This is a genomic window from Pseudoalteromonas sp. ABE4_541 (assembly GCF_056312285.1).
Genome location: NZ_JBSVEM010000023.1, coordinates 15,114 through 33,594, shown reverse-complemented (window position 1 = coordinate 33,594; position 18,481 = coordinate 15,114). Strand labels below are relative to the sequence as shown.

Annotated in this window: 15 protein-coding genes; 4 read left to right on the top strand and 11 right to left on the bottom strand. The window is 42.0% G+C overall.

Annotation, left to right across the window (positions count from 1 at the left end):
• Positions 1-31: 31 nt before the first annotated feature.
• Positions 32-3,886, bottom strand: coding sequence for a two-component regulator propeller domain-containing protein (locus ACW689_RS18360; protein ID WP_476293542.1), 3,855 nt, complete (start codon positions 3,884-3,886; stop codon positions 32-34).
• Between the two features lie 230 nt (positions 3,887-4,116).
• Positions 4,117-4,290, bottom strand: coding sequence for a hypothetical protein (locus tag ACW689_RS18355; protein ID WP_476293541.1), 174 nt, complete (start codon positions 4,288-4,290; stop codon positions 4,117-4,119).
• A gap of 202 nt (positions 4,291-4,492) precedes the next feature.
• On the opposite strand from ACW689_RS18355, the gene ACW689_RS18350 reads away from it, so the two are divergent.
• The 3 genes from ACW689_RS18350 to ACW689_RS18340 all read left to right on the top strand — a co-directional run bounded on the left by ACW689_RS18350 (position 4,493) and on the right by ACW689_RS18340 (position 6,160).
• A complete protein-coding gene (locus ACW689_RS18350) occupies positions 4,493-4,987 on the top strand; it encodes a low molecular weight protein-tyrosine-phosphatase (protein ID WP_476293540.1) in 495 nt (164 codons plus the stop codon).
• Positions 4,988-5,018: 31 nt separating this feature from the next.
• Entirely contained in the window at positions 5,019-5,696 is a 678-nt protein-coding gene (locus tag ACW689_RS18345; protein WP_476293539.1) for a 2OG-Fe(II) oxygenase, read from the top strand.
• Positions 5,697-5,773: 77 nt separating this feature from the next.
• Positions 5,774-6,160: a hypothetical protein gene (locus ACW689_RS18340; RefSeq protein ID WP_476293537.1), complete on the top strand. Its 387-nt coding sequence runs from the start codon at positions 5,774-5,776 to the stop codon at positions 6,158-6,160.
• Positions 6,161-6,186: 26 nt separating this feature from the next.
• Here the strand turns inward: ACW689_RS18340 and ACW689_RS18335 are convergent, their stop codons facing one another.
• The 6 genes from ACW689_RS18335 to ACW689_RS18310 form a co-directional block, all read right to left on the bottom strand.
• Positions 6,187-7,527: a sensor histidine kinase gene (locus ACW689_RS18335; protein ID WP_476293595.1), complete on the bottom strand. Its 1,341-nt coding sequence runs from the start codon at positions 7,525-7,527 to the stop codon at positions 6,187-6,189.
• Positions 7,528-7,529: 2 nt separating this feature from the next.
• Positions 7,530-8,870: a sigma-54-dependent transcriptional regulator gene (locus ACW689_RS18330; RefSeq protein WP_476293536.1), complete on the bottom strand. Its 1,341-nt coding sequence runs from the start codon at positions 8,868-8,870 to the stop codon at positions 7,530-7,532.
• A 63-nt stretch (positions 8,871-8,933) separates the two neighbouring features.
• Positions 8,934-10,139, bottom strand: a complete 1,206-nt coding sequence (locus tag ACW689_RS18325; RefSeq protein WP_476293535.1) for an ABC transporter permease — start codon at positions 10,137-10,139, stop codon at positions 8,934-8,936.
• A gap of 10 nt (positions 10,140-10,149) precedes the next feature.
• Positions 10,150-11,463: an ABC transporter permease gene (locus tag ACW689_RS18320; RefSeq protein ID WP_476293533.1), complete on the bottom strand. Its 1,314-nt coding sequence runs from the start codon at positions 11,461-11,463 to the stop codon at positions 10,150-10,152.
• Between the two features lie 2 nt (positions 11,464-11,465).
• The gene (locus ACW689_RS18315; protein WP_476293532.1) at positions 11,466-12,170 is read right to left on the bottom strand and encodes an ABC transporter ATP-binding protein; all 705 of its coding nucleotides are present in this window, start codon (positions 12,168-12,170) and stop codon (positions 11,466-11,468) included.
• Between the two features lie 40 nt (positions 12,171-12,210).
• The gene (locus tag ACW689_RS18310; protein ID WP_476293531.1) at positions 12,211-13,467 is read right to left on the bottom strand and encodes an efflux RND transporter periplasmic adaptor subunit; all 1,257 of its coding nucleotides are present in this window, start codon (positions 13,465-13,467) and stop codon (positions 12,211-12,213) included.
• Positions 13,468-13,819: 352 nt separating this feature from the next.
• On the opposite strand from ACW689_RS18310, the gene ACW689_RS18305 reads away from it, so the two are divergent.
• Positions 13,820-14,308 carry a SixA phosphatase family protein gene (locus tag ACW689_RS18305; RefSeq protein ID WP_476293530.1) on the top strand — a complete coding sequence of 163 codons (489 nt, stop codon included), beginning with the start codon at positions 13,820-13,822 and terminating at the stop codon, positions 14,306-14,308.
• A 193-nt stretch (positions 14,309-14,501) separates the two neighbouring features.
• Here the strand turns inward: ACW689_RS18305 and ACW689_RS18300 are convergent, their stop codons facing one another.
• The 3 genes from ACW689_RS18300 to ACW689_RS18290 form a co-directional block, all read right to left on the bottom strand.
• Complete coding sequence (locus ACW689_RS18300; RefSeq protein ID WP_476293528.1) at positions 14,502-14,990, bottom strand: hypothetical protein; 489 nt, start codon at positions 14,988-14,990, stop codon at positions 14,502-14,504.
• Positions 14,991-15,442: 452 nt separating this feature from the next.
• Complete coding sequence (locus tag ACW689_RS18295; RefSeq protein WP_476293527.1) at positions 15,443-16,006, bottom strand: lipid-binding SYLF domain-containing protein; 564 nt, start codon at positions 16,004-16,006, stop codon at positions 15,443-15,445.
• Positions 16,007-16,254: 248 nt separating this feature from the next.
• Positions 16,255-18,432 (bottom strand): winged helix-turn-helix domain-containing protein, encoded by a 2,178-nt coding sequence (locus ACW689_RS18290; protein WP_476293526.1) that lies wholly within the window; start codon positions 18,430-18,432, stop codon positions 16,255-16,257.
• Positions 18,433-18,481: the final 49 nt, after the last annotated feature.

The window sequence follows — 18,481 nt, the reverse complement described above, 5'->3', positions numbered from 1 at the left end:
TCTTAGATAAAACTCGTCAGATTTTGCTGTATTACCGTAATGGTGAGACGGACTCTAGTGGTAACTTAATCACAAATTCACTGCCCTTACCTAATTCACTTTTACAGGTAATTTCGCCATTGAGTTTTTGCGTCACGATATTAAACACAATGTGCATCCCAAGGCCCGTGCCACCGGCATTTCGTTTAGTTGTATAAAAGGGTTCAAATACTTTATTGAGGGTTTCCTCACTCATTCCATCGCCGTTATCACTAAAGTGCCATTGTACAATGTTATCTTCAACACCAAGAGCAATGTTAATTTGCCCCGCTTTTTGGCCATTACTAAATCCATGCTTAACCGCATTTTCAATTAAGTTTGTCAAAATCTGTGCAATGGCCCCGGGGTATGTGTTAACTGGCACGCTTTCTGGAAAGTGGGTCTGTACATCAATATTTGTGTGCTTCCATTTTGGATGCAAACTTGTTAGCACATCTGACATATACGCCGATAAATTGATGCTTCCCATCTCTTCAACCGATTGGTCAACAGCAACCTGTTTAAAGTTTTTAACCAGTTGCGCAGCACGTTCAAGGCTAGATTCTTGCAGCTTTACGCTTTCTTTGATGGTATGAATAAATGAGGTGAGCTGAGGTTTGGTGAGCTTGCCATCATTTAATAGCTGTTCGCACTGCTCAATTTGCTTTGCCGCATGCGAGCTAGCGGTAATACTTATTCCCAATGGAGTGTTGATTTCATGAGCAACGCCCGATACCAATCGCCCAAGCCCCGCCATCTTCTCCTGTTGGATGAGCTGCTCTTGCGTTTGCTTGAGGTGCTCATGTGTTTGTTTTAACTCTTGATAAGTACTCGCCAATTTAGTCACTGAGTCAGCGTTTGCCAGAGCAATGGCGGTATAGTTCGCAATCGTTCGCAGCATTTGCACATCATTTACGGAAAACGCATTTTCACTAAAACTTTGCACGGTAATACAGCCAATCACTTGATTATCAATCGCTAAAGGTAAGTAGATGATTGACTGAGTATTGCCGCCACTCACTGGCGGTTCTATCTGCCCAATGTAAGATCTCAGCTCTTCCAGGTTGTTGGTGACCAATTCTTTATTGTGCACAACACACCAAACTGCGGGCCTGCGCTTGTCATCAAGAGAATATTCGAAAGACGGGAGTTTTTGACCATTTTCAATTGCGAGCTTACACACTATTTTTCGCTCTGTCTGGTCAATTATCCCAACCACAAAAACTTGTGCATTCATCAGTTCATTGACATGTTTATAGACTCGCTCTAACACGCTCTCTAGCTGTAATGTTGATGTGATCTCTTGCCCTATGGTGCCCAACATAGAGATGTTCGCCGTTCTAGATTGCACCAAATTATCTAATGCAATTTTTTGCGCTTGTAGTCCTCTCACGCGCCACAAGTAAAGTACATAAACAATAAAGGTAATGGCGAACAACAACACGACCTTAAACCAATGCGTTTCATACCAAGTTGGCAACTGAGTTACTTTAAGCGATATTTGCTTGTCACTCCAAACGCCCTGTCGATTTGTACCCTTTATTCTAAGCAAGTAATTCCCTGGACTAAAACGGGTATAGGTAACACGGCGGCGACTCGCATCAGTTGATATCCAAGCATCATCAAACCCTTCCAGCATATAAGCATATGAGTTACTACTTGGGTGGGTGAAATCAAGCGCCGATAATTCAAATGAAAAGCTTTTAGTCTCGGCTGGCAATATGAGGTGCTCTGGTACAGGGGTGCTTTTGTTATTGAGCTCCAATTCACTCAACACTACAGGCGGGTTGTATTGCCAGGACTGCCACAATAACGGGCGAACCATAAAAATGCCTTTGGTGCCACCAAACAGCAATGTACCATCACGAAGCTTTGTATAGGATCCGGTCCACATAGCACCGATATCCCAGTCATCCTCGTTGTCTAAACCTAGCCAAGTCTTGTTTTTCGGGTCAATCCAGCCATAACCATTCCATATTCGACCCAACTCGTCTTCTAATAAATTTCCAGCTGTACCAATGGGCCTATTGACAAGTTTATCTAATGACTCAAATACCGCCCTGCTACCATCAAAACTGATCAGCCTATCAAGACCATGACGCGTTGCCAGCAATAATCGCCCTTGGCTATCCACCAACAAGCTACTGATATAATTATCGGATAAAGACTCTGTAGTACCTGCCTTTTCGCTAATCTCAGTCACTTTGTTATCATCTAGCGACACAACAAGTAACCCATTTCTAGCGCCAACCCACAATTGCTGTTGTGCGGTGTAAGCAAAGCTTATTACTGACCTTCCAATTAGCTGCTCACCATTTTGAAGTCGCGTTACAGATTGCAAGGTGCGAGTGTTGAGATCCATCATCACAACTCCTTCACCCGTTCCTATCCAAAGCCTGTCATTGGCTGTCTCTTTTAAAGCGACAATTTGAATACTTGGTAATCCGTCTTTTTTCCCATAGTGATAGAAACGTTGCTCAACTGGGTCAAACCGGTAAAGTCCATCATTTGAAGTACCAACCCATATACTCCCATCGGCGGTTTGGGCCATAACACGGACAAAGCCCGTGCCAAGAGCCCCCACTTTATTGGGATCAGGCCTAAAGCCACTCACAACGCCCATTTTCGGGTCAATAATGTCAATACCGGTTTGCGCATTACCGACCCATATTTGCCCATTGTCGAGTTCCAGAAAGCTACGAACATCTTCATGACTTAACGAGTGAGGGTCGTTCAAGCGTTTTACAAAAGTGCGTAAAGCCCCATTGTTTGGATTGTGACGGTTAAGCCCAGCTCCCCACGTTCCAACCCAAACAATACCTGAGTCATCAACCATGATAGTGCCTATGGTATCAATATTGATACTAGCGCTATTCAAAGGGTCGTGATTTATGTGTCTTTTTACGCTCCCAGTTGCAGCGCTAACCACGTTGATCCCACCGCCGGACGTACCTAGCCAAATTTCGTCTGCATTTGGTTGTGCAATACTATTTACCCAATGATGACTTAGTGTACTGGCATCATCGGGGATATGCTTTATGTGAATAATTTCATTAGAATCTGTGTTAATAAACGCGGCACCATGATCTGTGGTCCCAACCCAAATATCTTGATTTTCAGCTTGAAAAAGTCGGTACGCATTCTGGCCATTAAAGGCTGAGATAGTCTTACCATGCAGGGAGCCATCTAAGCGTGTTAAATCTTGCGGTAAGGTTATTTGGCATAATCCTGTTTTACTTCCAAGCCACAATGTCTGTTGCTGTGTTAGTAGTACAGAGCGCATACGTTGTGATTGCAATGGCACATCGCAACCGCTCACTTTGTTGATTTGAGTCACCTTTCCCGACAAGGTATCAACGTGGTTTAAGCCTTTATCAGTAGCCACATAAATATTGCCTTTGTGATCGCCTGTCAGCGCACGAATCGTATTGTTAGACAAACTATACTCGTCGTCTGGAGAGTGTTGAATATGGCTAAATTGATCCGTCTTGGGATCATAAATAGAGATACCGTCTGAGTATGTGCCGACCCAAATTCGACCATCTTTTGCGGCCCACAATGAGCGTACAAAATTGCCACCTAATGACGTTGGGCTATTTAGCTTCTCTTCATACAAAACAAATCGATAACCATCATAGCGAACAAGACCAAATTGGGTTCCTAACCAAATAAACCCTTGTTTATCTTGTACCATGGCGGTAACCACCCCTTTAGGGATGGTTTTTTCGTCTCCTACGGTTTGAAAAATCAGCTCACCGAGATCAAACAGGCTTTGATTAAGACGTGCAGGTTGCTGCGCATAACTCGCCAAAGATAAAAGACACAAACACAGTATTAACAGCTGGCGAATTTGAAAAAAGCAGCTCACGTTTTTACTTCACCCCAATTCATTCACACTAAGAAGCACTAACGAAACAAAAGTTAATCTCATTGGGTAAAGCTAGAATAGGATTGTCATTTTTACCAATCGACATGTCTTCGTCATAAGCATACAAGCTCGCACGTCGTATACCGACCCACAGACACAATGTTGATGGAAAGTGTTGATAGAAGAGGAAAAGGCAGCTTCTCAAAAAGGCTGCCTAAAATGACTTGAGATTATTTTTCAATCTTTGCTTCAGTTGGTAATTCACAGAACATCCAGCTTCCACAGCCAAACATCCCCGGCTTACTGATATAACCACCCGCGACTTGCGGTGTCATGTCCTGAGGTAAGTTTTGAGCATTTTGTGACAAGTTCTTCATTTTCTTTTTATTTAGCTTCACCTTCATTTTCATTTCCTTTTTACGAATAAAGTAATCCTAGCAGTGCTAGAACATGGGCCAGAATATGCTTATCTAACTTAAGCGTCAAGTTGTTAAAAATACGAGTTGACACAAACAATTAGGGCCAGAATATAACAAAATAGATATGAATGATTTTATGTATTTGTGATAGTGTTCTTAATTGTAAAGTTTTGGAGATGAGGACAGTATGAAGCACTTTGATGAGCTAAGTAACGTGAAAAAAATATTGGTCGTATGCATGGGTAACATTTGCCGCTCGCCCACAGGTGAAGCTGTGCTTAAAAAGAAGTTAACCGATAAAAAACTCAATATTGAAGTTGAGTCGGCCGGTACCATAGCTTATCACCAAGGAAACCCGCCAGATAGACGAAGTGTACAAGCGGGCACTGCCCGAGGTTATGATTTTTCAAAGATGCAAGCACGCCAAGTCAAAACTTCTGACTTTGAGGAGTTTGACCTGATTTTGGCTGCGGATAACGCCAATATGGCGGATTTAATGGCCATTTGCCCGAAACAATATCAACATAAAATTAGGCTATTTTTAAGTTTTGGCACGGATAATTATGCTGAGATCCCTGACCCTTATTACGGCGAGGGCGATGGTTTCGAACTCGTGCTCAACCTCATTGAAAACGCCAGTAATGAGATTGTTTCAAGACTACAAAAACACATTGTAAAATGAAGTAAATTTCGCTCGCCATAATTGGGGCCTTATGATAAAAGTAGCGCCCCACTATTTTGAGCGCACGCCGTTGTCCACATCAGAAAATTTATTTGAACAGATCGCCCTTGATTTGCAGTTTCATGGTGTCAGTACTCAGCAATTCAATGAACAAGAGCCCACATTACTCGCACTTGTTAAGAGGCTAAACTTATTATCGCAAAACGATTTCCATAAAGCTGGAATAGGCCGAAATGAAGATTATATTAAAGCGGACAACGTACGCCGAGACAAAATTCACTGGCTCGACATAAGCGATCCACATGAATCGCTCTTTTTGTCTTACATGCAAGATCTAAAAACCTACTTAAACCGGCGTTTGTTTATGGGCTTATTTAGCTATGAGTGCCACTTTGCTCATTACGAACAGGGTGCATTTTACAAAAAGCATGTAGACGCCTTTAAAGGTGAAGCAAACCGCATACTATCAACCGTGTTGTATCTTAACCCAGATTGGCAGCAAGGTGATGGTGGTGAACTGGTGATATACGACCCAGATAACACTGTTCAGATTCTAAACGTTGTGACGCCAAGTTTTGGCACCTTGGTGACGTTCTTAAGTGAAGATTTTCCGCATGAAGTATTACCGGCACAAAAAGCACGTTACTCTATCGCAGGTTGGTTTAGAGTAAATGCCAGTATTGCAGGGCAAATCGATCCGCCTCGGTAAGTTTTACACTTTTTTACTTCTGATTATCTAACGCATTGTCTAGTATGCAACTTTACCGCAAGCACATGGAACGAGAAATGAGAAACGTATTAGTGGCAAGTGTCATGCTGGCCATGTTGAATGGATGCATATTTGTCCCCAAAGAAGTGAACTACTTCGACGAGAAATGCCAAGTATTCTCGAAAAAGGCGGTGCTAGACACAGAGACAGCTGTGCGTATTGCCGACTGTCGCGACGCTTCTTGCGGTTTTGCACTCGCTGGGGCTGGTTTAGTCAGTGCTGCAAGCCTTGTCGTATCAGGTAGCATTGTCGTTGTTAAGAATGCTGTTTATTGGCAAGAATTAAAAGGTAACTGTAAAACGCTAGATACCGACAGTTCAAACCGCGTCCATCACGAAGAAACGAACGCCAGCGAGGGTAACACTGAAACACAGAGTGATATCCAAGAAATTGAACGGTACTAACAAAGACAAAAGCTAAAGTGGACATACTAATTAGCGGCCAGTTTGCCAAAAGGAATAAATACCTTCACCACTAAACCTGATTGTCCACCTTTTTGAGCCGCGCTATGTAGACTTAAATAGCCATGATGCGCTTCAACAATTTCTCTACATAAAGCCAAACCTAGGCCGCTACCCGATGCTTTGGTTGAATAAAATGGCACAAGCGCATTGGCCATCACCTGTTCACTCATGCCCATCCCTTCATCTTCAACACTCAGCATCACGCCATTCGCTGCCTGCTCTATACGCAGCTTCACTTTATCTGCGTCAGATCCCGATTCATGGGCATTTTTGAGTAAATTGATCAACAGCTGTTGCAACTGCATATTATCCGCGTAACAAGGCTGCGATGGTAAATCTATGTGTGTTTCAAACTGCCATTGTTGGGATAATTCATCGTTTAGCTTATGCCAATCTACTTCCTCAAGCTTAGGCTGGGGAAGCTTGGCAAATTTACCATACCCTTGCACAAATTCAGTTAAATGCTTAATGCGCTCTTCAATCGTTGAAAACACTCTTTGCAGTCTTGGCTCATCTAAATTTTGCGTTAAAATTTTGCCACTGTGCAACATCGACGACATTGGCCCTAAAGAGTTGTTTAATTCGTGGCTAATAATACGGATCACTTTTTTCCATACAGCCACTTCTTGCCTGTTAAGTTCTCGCGTTAACTGCTTGAATATGTAAAGTTTATGCTGTTGATTGTTTAATAAAAACTGTCCATTTGCCAAGTGCCATGTTTGTACTTCTTCTTGCTCACTCAACAGGTTGAATAAGCCATCCTGATCGGCCTCAATGGCATGGTTCAGTTCTGTAGGAGCATAAGCTAACGCCTGTGTTAGATGCATCCCCTCTAATCGGCTACCCTGTGCTAGCAAGTTTTGTGCACTCAAGTTACAAAACACAACCACATCGTTACTATTGACTAATAATAACGCCTGCGGAGCGCTTTCTAACACTTTATCTAGCATTAATTCTCGTTGATAGATCCACTGTTTTTCTTGTCTGAGCTTTTCAGCCGTATGATTATAAAGTTCACATAACTGCCCGAGCTGGTCATTTCCTATGTAAGCCAACTTATTTGAGAACTCACCATCTTTGAAGTTTTGGAGGCCTAGCTCTAACGCATCAAGTCCTTGCTTGATACCCGAACAAACAAACGAAGTAACAAGTATGGCCAATATGACGCCAATAAAAGTGACGAGTGCCCCTTGTGCCCAAGATACTTCTAAATAAACGAGTAGTGGCAGCAAACAAACTGTTAAAATAAATACCACACTCAGCTTAACCCGAGTGACAATGGGGATTGAATTGAACATGTTTTGCATCATTAATAGTCAATCTCAAACTTTTGCAAGCGTCGGTACAGTGCTTGACGCGTCATGCCAAATTGCCTAGCCACTTTTGCGATCACACCTTGATGTGCATGCATGGCCTGCTCTATTTGCTCTTTACTCGGCTCTTGTTTGGCCGTATTTGCAAGCTGTGAAGTTGTTGGAGTTTGCACAGTCAAGGCAAAGTCTTGTGCGTTTAATTCCCCATCGGGCTTGAGTACTGCTGCTCGTTTACACGCATTCTCAAGCTCTCGCACGTTACCAGGCCAAGCGTGGCTGAGTAATGCCTGCTCTGCGCATAAAGACCAAGAACGGTTTGGCAAAAAGTGTTTCACTAACGGTAAAATATCATCGCTGCGCTCACACAGCGGTGGTAGCTTAAGCTCTATCACATTTAGCCGATAGTAAAGGTCTTCCCTAAATCGCCCTGTTTGAATATCCTGAAGTAAATCTGCGTTGGTTGCAGATATCACACGTACGTTCACTTTTTGAGTCTGCACTGAACCTAAGCGTTCAAATTCACCAGTTTGTAACACCCGCAGCATTTTCATTTGCCCCGACATGGGAAGGTTACCTATTTCGTCCAAAAACAAGGTACCGCCATCCGCCGCTTCAAAACGCCCTATTCTTTGCTTATTAGCCCCTGTATAAGCGCCTGCTTCAGCGCCAAATAGCTCTGCCTCAATCAGCTCTTGTGGCAAAGCCCCCGCATTAACTTTGATAAAAGCTTGCTTACTGAGCATCGAATTAGCTTGTATTATCTCAGCGATACGCTCTTTACCACTGCCATTAGGCCCCGTGATCAACACAGACACATCTGACTTTGCCAACTGTAATGCCATGTCGACGATGCGTTCCATAGCGGTACTGGCATATACAAGACCAGCCAAGTTTGCTTTTGTTTTAGGTGCATTTCGTTCTTGCTGTTGGCGTTCATATACAGAGTTATCGGCTTTTGCTTTGCCAAGCTCAATCAAATTACTGATACTGGTTAACAGTTTCTGGTCATCCCACGGTTTACCGATATAATCCACAGCACCGGCTTTGACCAACTCAATTGCTGTTTCTAGCTCCGTCCAAGCTGTAATCAATATAATGGGTAGGTTTGGATTAATATCCCTGAGCCGATAAAAAAGAACTTTGCCTTCTTCACCTGATGTGGTGTCTTTTGAAAAGTTCATATCTTGTAAAACAAGGGCAATCCGCTGATATTGCACAACTTGTTCTGCTTCAAAAGGCGTACTAGCAGTCACAACCTCATAACCATGTATCTCAAGTAAAAGTGACAAGGCGTCTAGTACTGATGGGTTATCATCAACGATGAGTATTTTATCCATATTATTTTATTTACTTCACTGTGTTACACCCAGTGGAGTGTAACACAGCTCTAGTTTGATTCGTTAGATAGTACGTGTGGCAATACTCGGTGAAATATTTGCCGCTTTTCTTGCAGGCTCAATGACCGCTAAAATACTCATTAAGAACACACACAATCCTGTAGCAACAATATAGACATAGGGAAGTTGAGCGAGATCATAATGCAGCATTAGCTGCTGTCCCAAAGCGATGGCGCATATTCCACCAATGGTGATCCCAGCAGAACATACAAATGCATTTTCAACAACAAAGTATTTGATAATGTCTGACTTTTTCGCTCCCAGCGCACGGCGTGTGCCAATTTGTTTAGTTCGCTTGCTAATATTGAATAAGGTCATCCCGAAAATACCCAATGCGGTGATTAAAACCAACACAGTGATCATTACCATTAACATACGCATAGTAAGCTTATCTTCCGCAACATATCTCGCTTTAACATCGTCAAGACCTTTCACATTATAGATAACGCGTTTTCCATTTAAAGCATACAAACGCTGCTCTACCTGAGACATTACTTGCGCTCTTTGACCCGGCTCGGTTCTTACCACAAAGCGTGTTAATTTATTCGCTTTAACAAATGGCGTTATGACTGAACGATCCTTGCGGTTATCTTTCAACCAAGGCCCTTTCATCATGCTTGTTATACCTATAATTTTCGCAGGGCTTTCTCTTCGGTAAATACTCTTTCCAAGTGCATCTCCATCGGGGAACAATTCATCAGCCATTGCTTTAGTAACAATCACAACGGTCGGCAATTGCTCGTAGTTATCAGTCACAATCACTTCTGACTCTGTAAAATTCCTTCCTTCGATAATGTCCACATCTAGCGTGTTTAGCAGATGCTCATCACCCCTAAATATTGACGCATTCGCACTTTTGCCTTGCTCAGAACCCGGCACGAGGCTAAAAGAACTCGCAGATCCCGATCCCGATAAAGGAACCGCATTAACCATTGCCGCATCAATAACACCCGGCATACTACGAATATTCGCTTCATCTAGTTCAGCTTGCTGACTTTCATTAACATCACTTGCAAACGACATGATTTGGAAAGTGAATATATCTTGTTCTGGATAGCCTGTTTCTTGGTTTAGATAGTTAATTTTATCATTCACAATATAAACGGAATTGCTCACTACCGCTGTGGTAATTGCTATTTGTAGCAGCAGCAATATGGCGCCCACTTTTGAGCGACACAAAGCACTAAATATAGGTTTTAATTCAGACATGTTTAGCTCCTTATTGACTCTTTAGATAAATGGCAGGCGTGGTTTTACATACAAGCCATGCAGGATAAAGCCCAGCACAAATACAGGCCAATATTGCAATAGCTGGTGCGCAAATAAGCATCGTCATATCCATATTGGCTAGCCCATCGTAGTAGCTGTAACTTGCACGAACCCCCCATAAACAAAGCTGCGCGATGACTATACCTAGCACACCACCAAGCACTCCAAGTAAAGAAACTTCAACAAGATGCTGATAGAAGACTTGTGTTTTTGACGCACCGAGCGCTCTTCGTACACCCACCTCTGGCGCTCGACGCAGGAATTTAGCCAGTAACAAACTTAAAATGTTGGCAACACACACCGCTAAAAACATAAAGCTCAGAGTGACCATGATTTTGTTATCATGCTTTACAACACCTCGGTACTCCATTAATTCAAGTACGTTGAATAAATTGTACTCGAGCTTTTCACGATTAAATCGACCAAGCGACTGCTGTTGTGCCATGTAATTATCGAGATATTGACCAAACTCAGTTATTTCTTGTTCATTTTCTAATTGGATCCAAAATTGTAACCACACAGACTCCGAACCCATCAGCTCTTTGTAAGTGTTATCCGACTCTTGTTTCCATCCATTGGTATTGCCCCATGTATAAATTTCATAAGCAGGGCCCATTGTGATCGGCATAAAAATACCCTCGGGATCTCGAAATGCGCCATTATTCGTGTCGTAATATTTAACTGTGGTGTTCCAGTTAGCAACTACACCCGCTACTTGCACTTGGATATCATCAAGGTAAAAGTGCTGACCAACAGAATTGGCCCCTTTAAACAACTTGTCATTAACGCTTTTAGAAATCACCACCGCCGCTACGGCATCATCTTCTTGGCGCTGGGACCAAGCCCCTCCGTATATAAATTTAAGATCAAATAGCTGAAACATGTCTCTAGAGGTTAAGCGTACTGTCTCTACAAATGGTTTTAGATCAGGCGAGTCTAAATGAACAGAGAACCCTGATTTGTACATAGCGGCGCGCTCATATGGCAAATTCGCATTGAGCAAGTGCATTGCATCTTGGTAAGTTAGCTGAAACGGCTTGTTATCTTTTGACCACCAAGTTTGCCCTTCATCCATTGTTTGTAATTGCACATGGTGCAACACACTACTTTTGTGCGGAATAGGGTCTTTTGACATCATGTGATAAATCGACAGACTGGTCATGGTGATACCAATACCTATCGCTATAGCAAGCACCATAAGCGCGCTAACCATGGGCGTACGCTTGAAACTGCGCCAACTTAAGTCTAAATAGTGAAAAAACATAATTATGCCCCCACCACTGCCGCTGGATTACCTTGATATAAGGTAAAGTCTGCTAGTTGACCATCCACCACTTGGATGTTTCGAGGTGCACGGCGAGCCAGCTCTGGGTCGTGCGTAACCATTACAATCGTCGCGCCTTCTCTATTTATTTGTTCCAGTAGCTCCATCACTTGGCGCGCCATTAAGCTATCCAAGTTACCCGTTGGTTCATCGGCAAGTAAAAATCTTGGCTCCCCTGCAAGCGCGCGGGCTATTGCCACTCGCTGCTGCTGACCGCCAGAAAGCTGTTGAGGTAAGTGCTTTGCTCGGCTTGCCAAGCCTACTTGCTCTAAACGTTCTTCTACTCTGCGTTTACGTTCTGCGGCCTTAATGCCTCGATAGCGCAAAGGCACTTCAATATTTTCAAATAAATTCAAATCTGGGATTAAATTAAAACCCTGAAATATAAAACCGATTTTTTGGTTTCTCAGTTCAGCTCTTTGATTGTCATTCAGTTTACCTACATCAACGCCATCCAAAATGTATTGACCCGATGTAAACGACTCCAGCATGCCGGCAATATTCAAAAAGGTGGTTTTACCTGAACCAGAAGGCCCTGTGACGGCAATAAACTCTCCTTCGTCAACTTGTAGTTGAAAGTCACGTAGCGCATGTGTTTGTACCATATCCGTCTGATAAACTTTATTGATGTTGTTCATTGTTAGCATAATAATCTTCCTACTCTTAATCCTGTTTATTGTTTGATTCTTAACGCAAAGCAACCTGCTCTGCTTGCTTAAATTCTTGATAGTTTGAAATGACAATCTGGTCGCCTGCCTGTAACCCGCTCAATACTTCAACAGCGTTGATACTGAAAGAGCCTGTTGATATCTCAGTTCTTTTTACTACAGAACCGTCAACTTTGTAGGCGATACCACCACCTGATTGCATAAATGGACCACGCTTAACCATCAGCACATTTTGTTTGTTTTCTAATAAAATTCTTGCCGATAAACGCTGATTTTGGCGAATGCCCGTAAGGCCTGTTTGATCAAACCGCACTCGCGTGGTGACTTCTCGTTGATTAACTTCTGGTGAAATAGAAGACAACTCCCCCATCACTTCTTGGTTACCTATTTTTAGTGCGACTTGCATACCTAAGCCAAGTTCGTTCGCGTAGCTTTCTGGCACTTGTATTTGCGCTTCAAAAGCACTGAGGTCAACGAGAGTCATCAGCGCCTGATTCTGCGCAACTAGGGCTTGGGGTTGCACCAATAAATTACCTACAATGCCTGAAACACTGGCTTTAATATGTAAGTTATTCACTTTTCTTTTTATTTCATCAACAACCAATTGCTGACGTTCAACAGTACTTTTCACTGATTTCAGTTCAAATTCCAGCGTATCTTTAGCCAGTGCAACTTCTTGTTGGGCATGTTTATATTCCAGCTCTGCTTTGGCCAAGTCATCTACTGCTTTTTCTAAATCTATTTGGCTAATCAAACTCTTTTGAATGGAAAGCTGTGCACGGCGATTTTCTCTTTGTGCTGCGTTAAGTTCGACTTGCGCCATATCAAGTGACTTACTCAAACTAAGCGTTTGACGACGAGCCTCAAGTTCCCTGCGCGCTAACTCATCCGAAAGTCTTTGTAGCTCTGAGTTCTGTTGTTTTAATTCATTTTGCAATTCTGGGCTGATTACTTTGGCAACATTCTGCCCTAGCTCAACGCGATCACCTGCTTTAACGAGTAACGTGACTACGCCTTGTTCTGGGCTATATACTTGTGGCGCATTCGCAGCGACAATTCTCCCAGTAGCCGCAACGTCCCTAACTAAATCACCTTGAACTACAGTGGCCATCTTCAATCCATCTTTTGCAATGGAAAAACTAGATTCTGCGCCCGATATAAGGGCATTGGCAGACATGGTTCCGCCAATAACGACAAACGCTCCAATTAATAATGGTTTGGCAAATGAACGCTTGGTAGTGACTATCTTGTCTTGACCGCTGGTATCTTTAATCATGAGAGTTCCTTATTGAGATGCCGCATTTTCAAGTACTTTAATAAGCCCGGCTGCGCACAAAACGATACCTGGAGATAGAAAGAACAGTGAATATAGCAACATAATTAAATCCAAATTAATCTTGATGCTTTTTACTATCCCAATTACGTGCCAAAATTTAATTACATAAAAAACAACAACTTAAAATTTCACACTCTAGAAGCAAGTGTCCGCGGACACTTAAAGTGTCTGCTTCGGACACTTTTAACATCACAAAATGAATAAGTGCGATTGCGGGTTGGTATCAACGCTTTGCTTCCAAATGGACATTTGCTAAAGTGCTTCTCTTAATAAAAATAACGTTAGTACTCTTATGAAAATAAAAAGCTTTTTACTCCTCATCTGTTCGTTCATTGGTAATGCTGCAATGGCGCTGCCTGATCAAGTTATCTTATTTCGTCATGCTGAAAAGCAAGCTGGCAGCAATCCAGATTTAACAGCACAAGGTCAAAAACGCGCTGAACATTTAGTGACTATGCTGAGTAAGCCTTCAATCAAGCACCTTTTTAGCACTGACTACAAAAGAACACAGCAAACCATTGCGCCGCTTTCTAAACGCCTAAGTTTACCGGTTCAAAGTTATGACCCTCGCAAACTGCCCGATTTTGCGAAACAGCTAACCGGCTTATCCGGCACAGTTGTTGTAGCCGGGCATAGCAATACAACTCCTATGCTAGTAGAGCTTTTAAGTGGTCAGAAAGTAACGATTGATGAATCGCAATTCGATAAGGTATTTGTGTTGGATTTTGGTTCTAACAAAGAGACCACATTGACTACATTAAGCTCAAATAGTCAAAACTAAGAACTGCCTTTTATAAAGGAAAGCTGAGCAGTATTTTCATACTGCTCAGCACTTCGCTTTATCATGGCGGGATTAAAAGCTTTACATCAAAAAAACGGTTTAAAATAACAGAAAACAAACCTGGATTATTGCCATTTAATAAACAATGCAAAAACAGCAGCTCTTAAAAAACATGCTTTTTACGCAATCTGATTTAGCACGTTAACATAGCTCGAATGACTTTCGCAGCTTGATCAAGACTGACCAATCGTTCAATTGCTTCAGCGCGTCCTATCCCTTTGATCGCCTCGTAGTCTTCTAAGAACAATACTTTGTCATACTTGCCGCTATTACTGTTTTTAATATAAACCAATACATAACAACGAATAGAAATCTTATCCAAGGTGCAAAGCATATCAATATCACAAGCATCCATTTTGGGCTTTACTAACGTGCCCAAATGTTCAGTGAAACTATGCTTGATATAAAGTGCATCAGATTTAGAGCGATATTTGGTGACGTTACTTACCCCAAACTCTTTAACCAACTGCATATGTATATCATTATCTAGTTGCACAGTTTCCTTGTTATCAAGAAAACGATGCCAAAGCTGACTAAACGGCGGTTTTTTTTCCTCACACTCAACCGTGTGAAATAGCGAAAACCAACTTTTTACCATTCGACTCTCCATCCACATCTGCATCTTTTTAATCCTCCTTGATAAATAAAGTTACCGAATCAAATAAACTAAAACGGTCCTGTCTAGCTAGTAACATCAAAATAACGAAGTTTGTTCTACTAACTGTCAATATCACATGTTTAAATATTAATATGTTAATAAACAGGATAAAAAGTTAACGAACAAAACCTTTTAACTTTCCCATTACATAACAACAACTTAGGCAATAAAACCAGCATATGAGAAACTGACAAATAATCCTGTAAATTAGGATTAAAGAGCAATAATCACAGCAAAACGCGCGCTTTACTGATAATAAACAGGCTCAAAAACCCAATAAAGGGACTTTTGTAACTTTTTTGTCTTATCTTTGAATCGACTTCTCATCTTAAGCATTAACGGACTTTGTTCAGTACTTGCTATGGCTATTGCTTGTTCGAACAGCGCCAATCTCGTTTTATTGGTGCGTATATAGCCTAGTTAAGTTCATCATCGACCCAAAATTTGGTTCCTTTTAGTACTGCTTGAAGCGCCAAACCCGTTTCTGTTAGAGAGTACACAGTTACATCGTCCACAACCGCCTCTGCTGCTACCGCACCACCTTGATGCTTGTGCTTTGCAGCTGCGTCAGCATTTCCACCAAAAGCCCAACCGTGTGCAATGAATCGCGCTAAGGCATCTTGTGTGTGAAACACCATTACAACACTAAAGTCTTTTGCGCCAATACCCAATCCTAAGCCCGCTTCGGCCATATTCATGTAGGTTCGAGTACCAGTCTGGCGGTTAACTGCAACACCATACCCACCGCCAAAGCTCGCAAAAATCACATTCACATTTGCGTTATCAAATACGGCGTAGCCAGCAGAACTCGCTATTTGCTGTTTTACATCAGGTTTGTTGGTATACAACTTACCTAAAACATCTGCTCGCATATCTTCAACCGCCGCTCTTTTTTGGGCGACCGACTCACCACTGGTACCTGCACAACCTCCAAGCAAAACCATCACGGTCACAACTATACCCACTGCGCACTTTTTCATTGTTTTCTCCATTTAAAGGATCATCTATATGAGTTGTAGTTTAAACTGGCTCGACTGGCTAATGCCTGAATGAATTTGTATGGAAATTGTAAAAACGCGTAAAAAAGGCCGCTTGCGCGGCCAACATCATGGGTAATCATGAAGGGATAAGTGTGAAAACAAGTTTAGTGTACATAGTGAATTAATAAATTAAAACCACATTATTACGCATTAACAACTCGAAAAAACCGAATTATTACCTAAGCCTTTTAACTTTTTTCACATACTTTGCGCAACTGCTTATTCAGTGAACGAATATGCGGCTGTAACTCAATCATTCGGGTCATTGCTTGATTCTTAGCTTGTGCAACGCGGTTGGTGCCTGCAACTTGAGCTAGCAGCGGAAATGCCCCCCAACTTTGGCATATAGCAGGGCTTTTGCTGCACCCTTGAAGCAAGGCTTGCTCGGCTCTACTCATGTCACCATTGAGCACAAAAAAGCGCGCTAATATTAGGTCTGTCAATGCAATTTCGTCCTCGGGCATGGTCAATGCGCTATTTTCGAACTGCGATAGAAGTCGAGTTTGCTCATCGTTTGAAAGCTGCTCAGTTTGAACTCGTATCACTGCATCAGCCATATCCACAAGCGCCTCCTGACTAAAGCGGGAAAGTGAATTGTTCATTAAGGTATATAATTTCAAAGCTTGTTGATTGTCTCCCAGTGCTAAATAGGCAGTAGTATTTAAGAAAAGCGCCTCAAACAAACTATCTCCACCTAATATGTCTGGCGCATAGGACTGATACCATTGCGGATACTTGCTTAACTCTTTCTCATAGGCATGTTTAGAAAATACTAACCACGGCAACCGCCAATCTCTGGCTGGTAATTGCTGCACCCAATACTCACTTTCTTCAGCATTCCCTAGCGCAACATTAAGTAACGCCATGGTGCCAGTAAAATCATCATTGCACGTCATTGACGCCTGTCGTTCAGTGAGTAACGTGAAAATACGTTCAAAATCGCCTCGCATCATGAGCCAATTAATGAACACAAAATCAATACTCGTTGAAGAATACGAATGGCTTAGTAATGAAGCTTGATACTGCCCTAGCTCTTCATTATGCGGACTATAAAGCAGCTCTAGAAAATAAAAGTAGGCATTGTCTTCAAATTCTGGTTCATGCTTATACACCTTCTCAAAGTGCTTTAACGCGCGATCTGCTTCGTCCAATTCAATATGGAGTAACCCCTGAATATATGTAAGAAAATGGTCTTGTTCTAGCTTTTCTAGCAATTGAAATGCAATGTGCCCATTATCTACATTTGCTAGATATAATGCTGCAGAAATTAATGCGTAATTGCTTTGGTGATAGCGCGCCAGCAAATAGTTTACACCGGCCTGCAGCTTACTCTCCTCAACAAACTCTATGCGGTAAAATGCCAGTAATGTATCTATAAAGGCATGTTTGGCCCGTTTTTGTTGTTCATTTAAACTGTTTGTGTCAATTTCAACTCGCAGTTTTAAAATCGCATTTTTGATATTGTCACTTTCAGATAGTGCAGCTAAGGCCTTTAACTCTTTACTCCCTCGCACTAACTCTGCTAACCCCGAGTTCCCCTGACGTAGCATAGGTGCTGTAAATTGGCTCACAATATTTGAAATAACATCCTGAGCCTCAAACTTAATGAGCGATCGATACTCGATATGAATGAGTCTGGAAGGTAGCCCCATCATAACAAGCGCTAATACGGCGTCTTTTTCTGGAAGGTACTTGATCACTAATTTGGGCTGACTACCGAGCTCATTCAGTTTGTCTAAAAACGTGTTATTTTGCACTACAAGCGCATTAGAAATATTGAGCGCCCTTGCCAACTTAGTTTGCAACGCATTAAATTGTGGGGATTTTTCATGCGTACCGGAGTCTATCACTACAAGATATGGCTCATTTTCAATACTTTGTATTACTGAAACTTCCGAGTGCGTTTGCTTAAAATGAAACCATACATAAGCACTGAGCGCGATAAAAATAGTGATAAATGGAATAAGCGCAAGTTTGTATATTGATACTTTACTATGTGCCGGCTTTTCCATGTTCTGAGCCGTGGTACTTAGCGATTTTTCTGTTATTGCCTCTTGCTCAATACGACCGACCTGAGCAATCAGTTGATAGCCAAAGCGAGGAACAGTTTTTATGTAAGTTTGTTCTTCACCGTCCTCAAGTGCAAGCCGTAAATTGCGGACCGTCTGATAAACCAAATTGTCCGTTGTGTGCTCCGTGTTCCAAACTTGCTTTTTTATTTCACAAATTGAGACCACTTGATCAGACTTAAGTACCAATAGCTGAAGTAGTTTAAATGCGGTAGGACTGAGTTCGATCTCATTTTCTCCTTCGAAAATGCTAAATCGCTTTTCATTTAAAACCCACTTTCCAACAGTAAATTGCACACCCAGTACCTTTTGTTAAACTTTATACTAACGCCTCGTATTAGAAGCT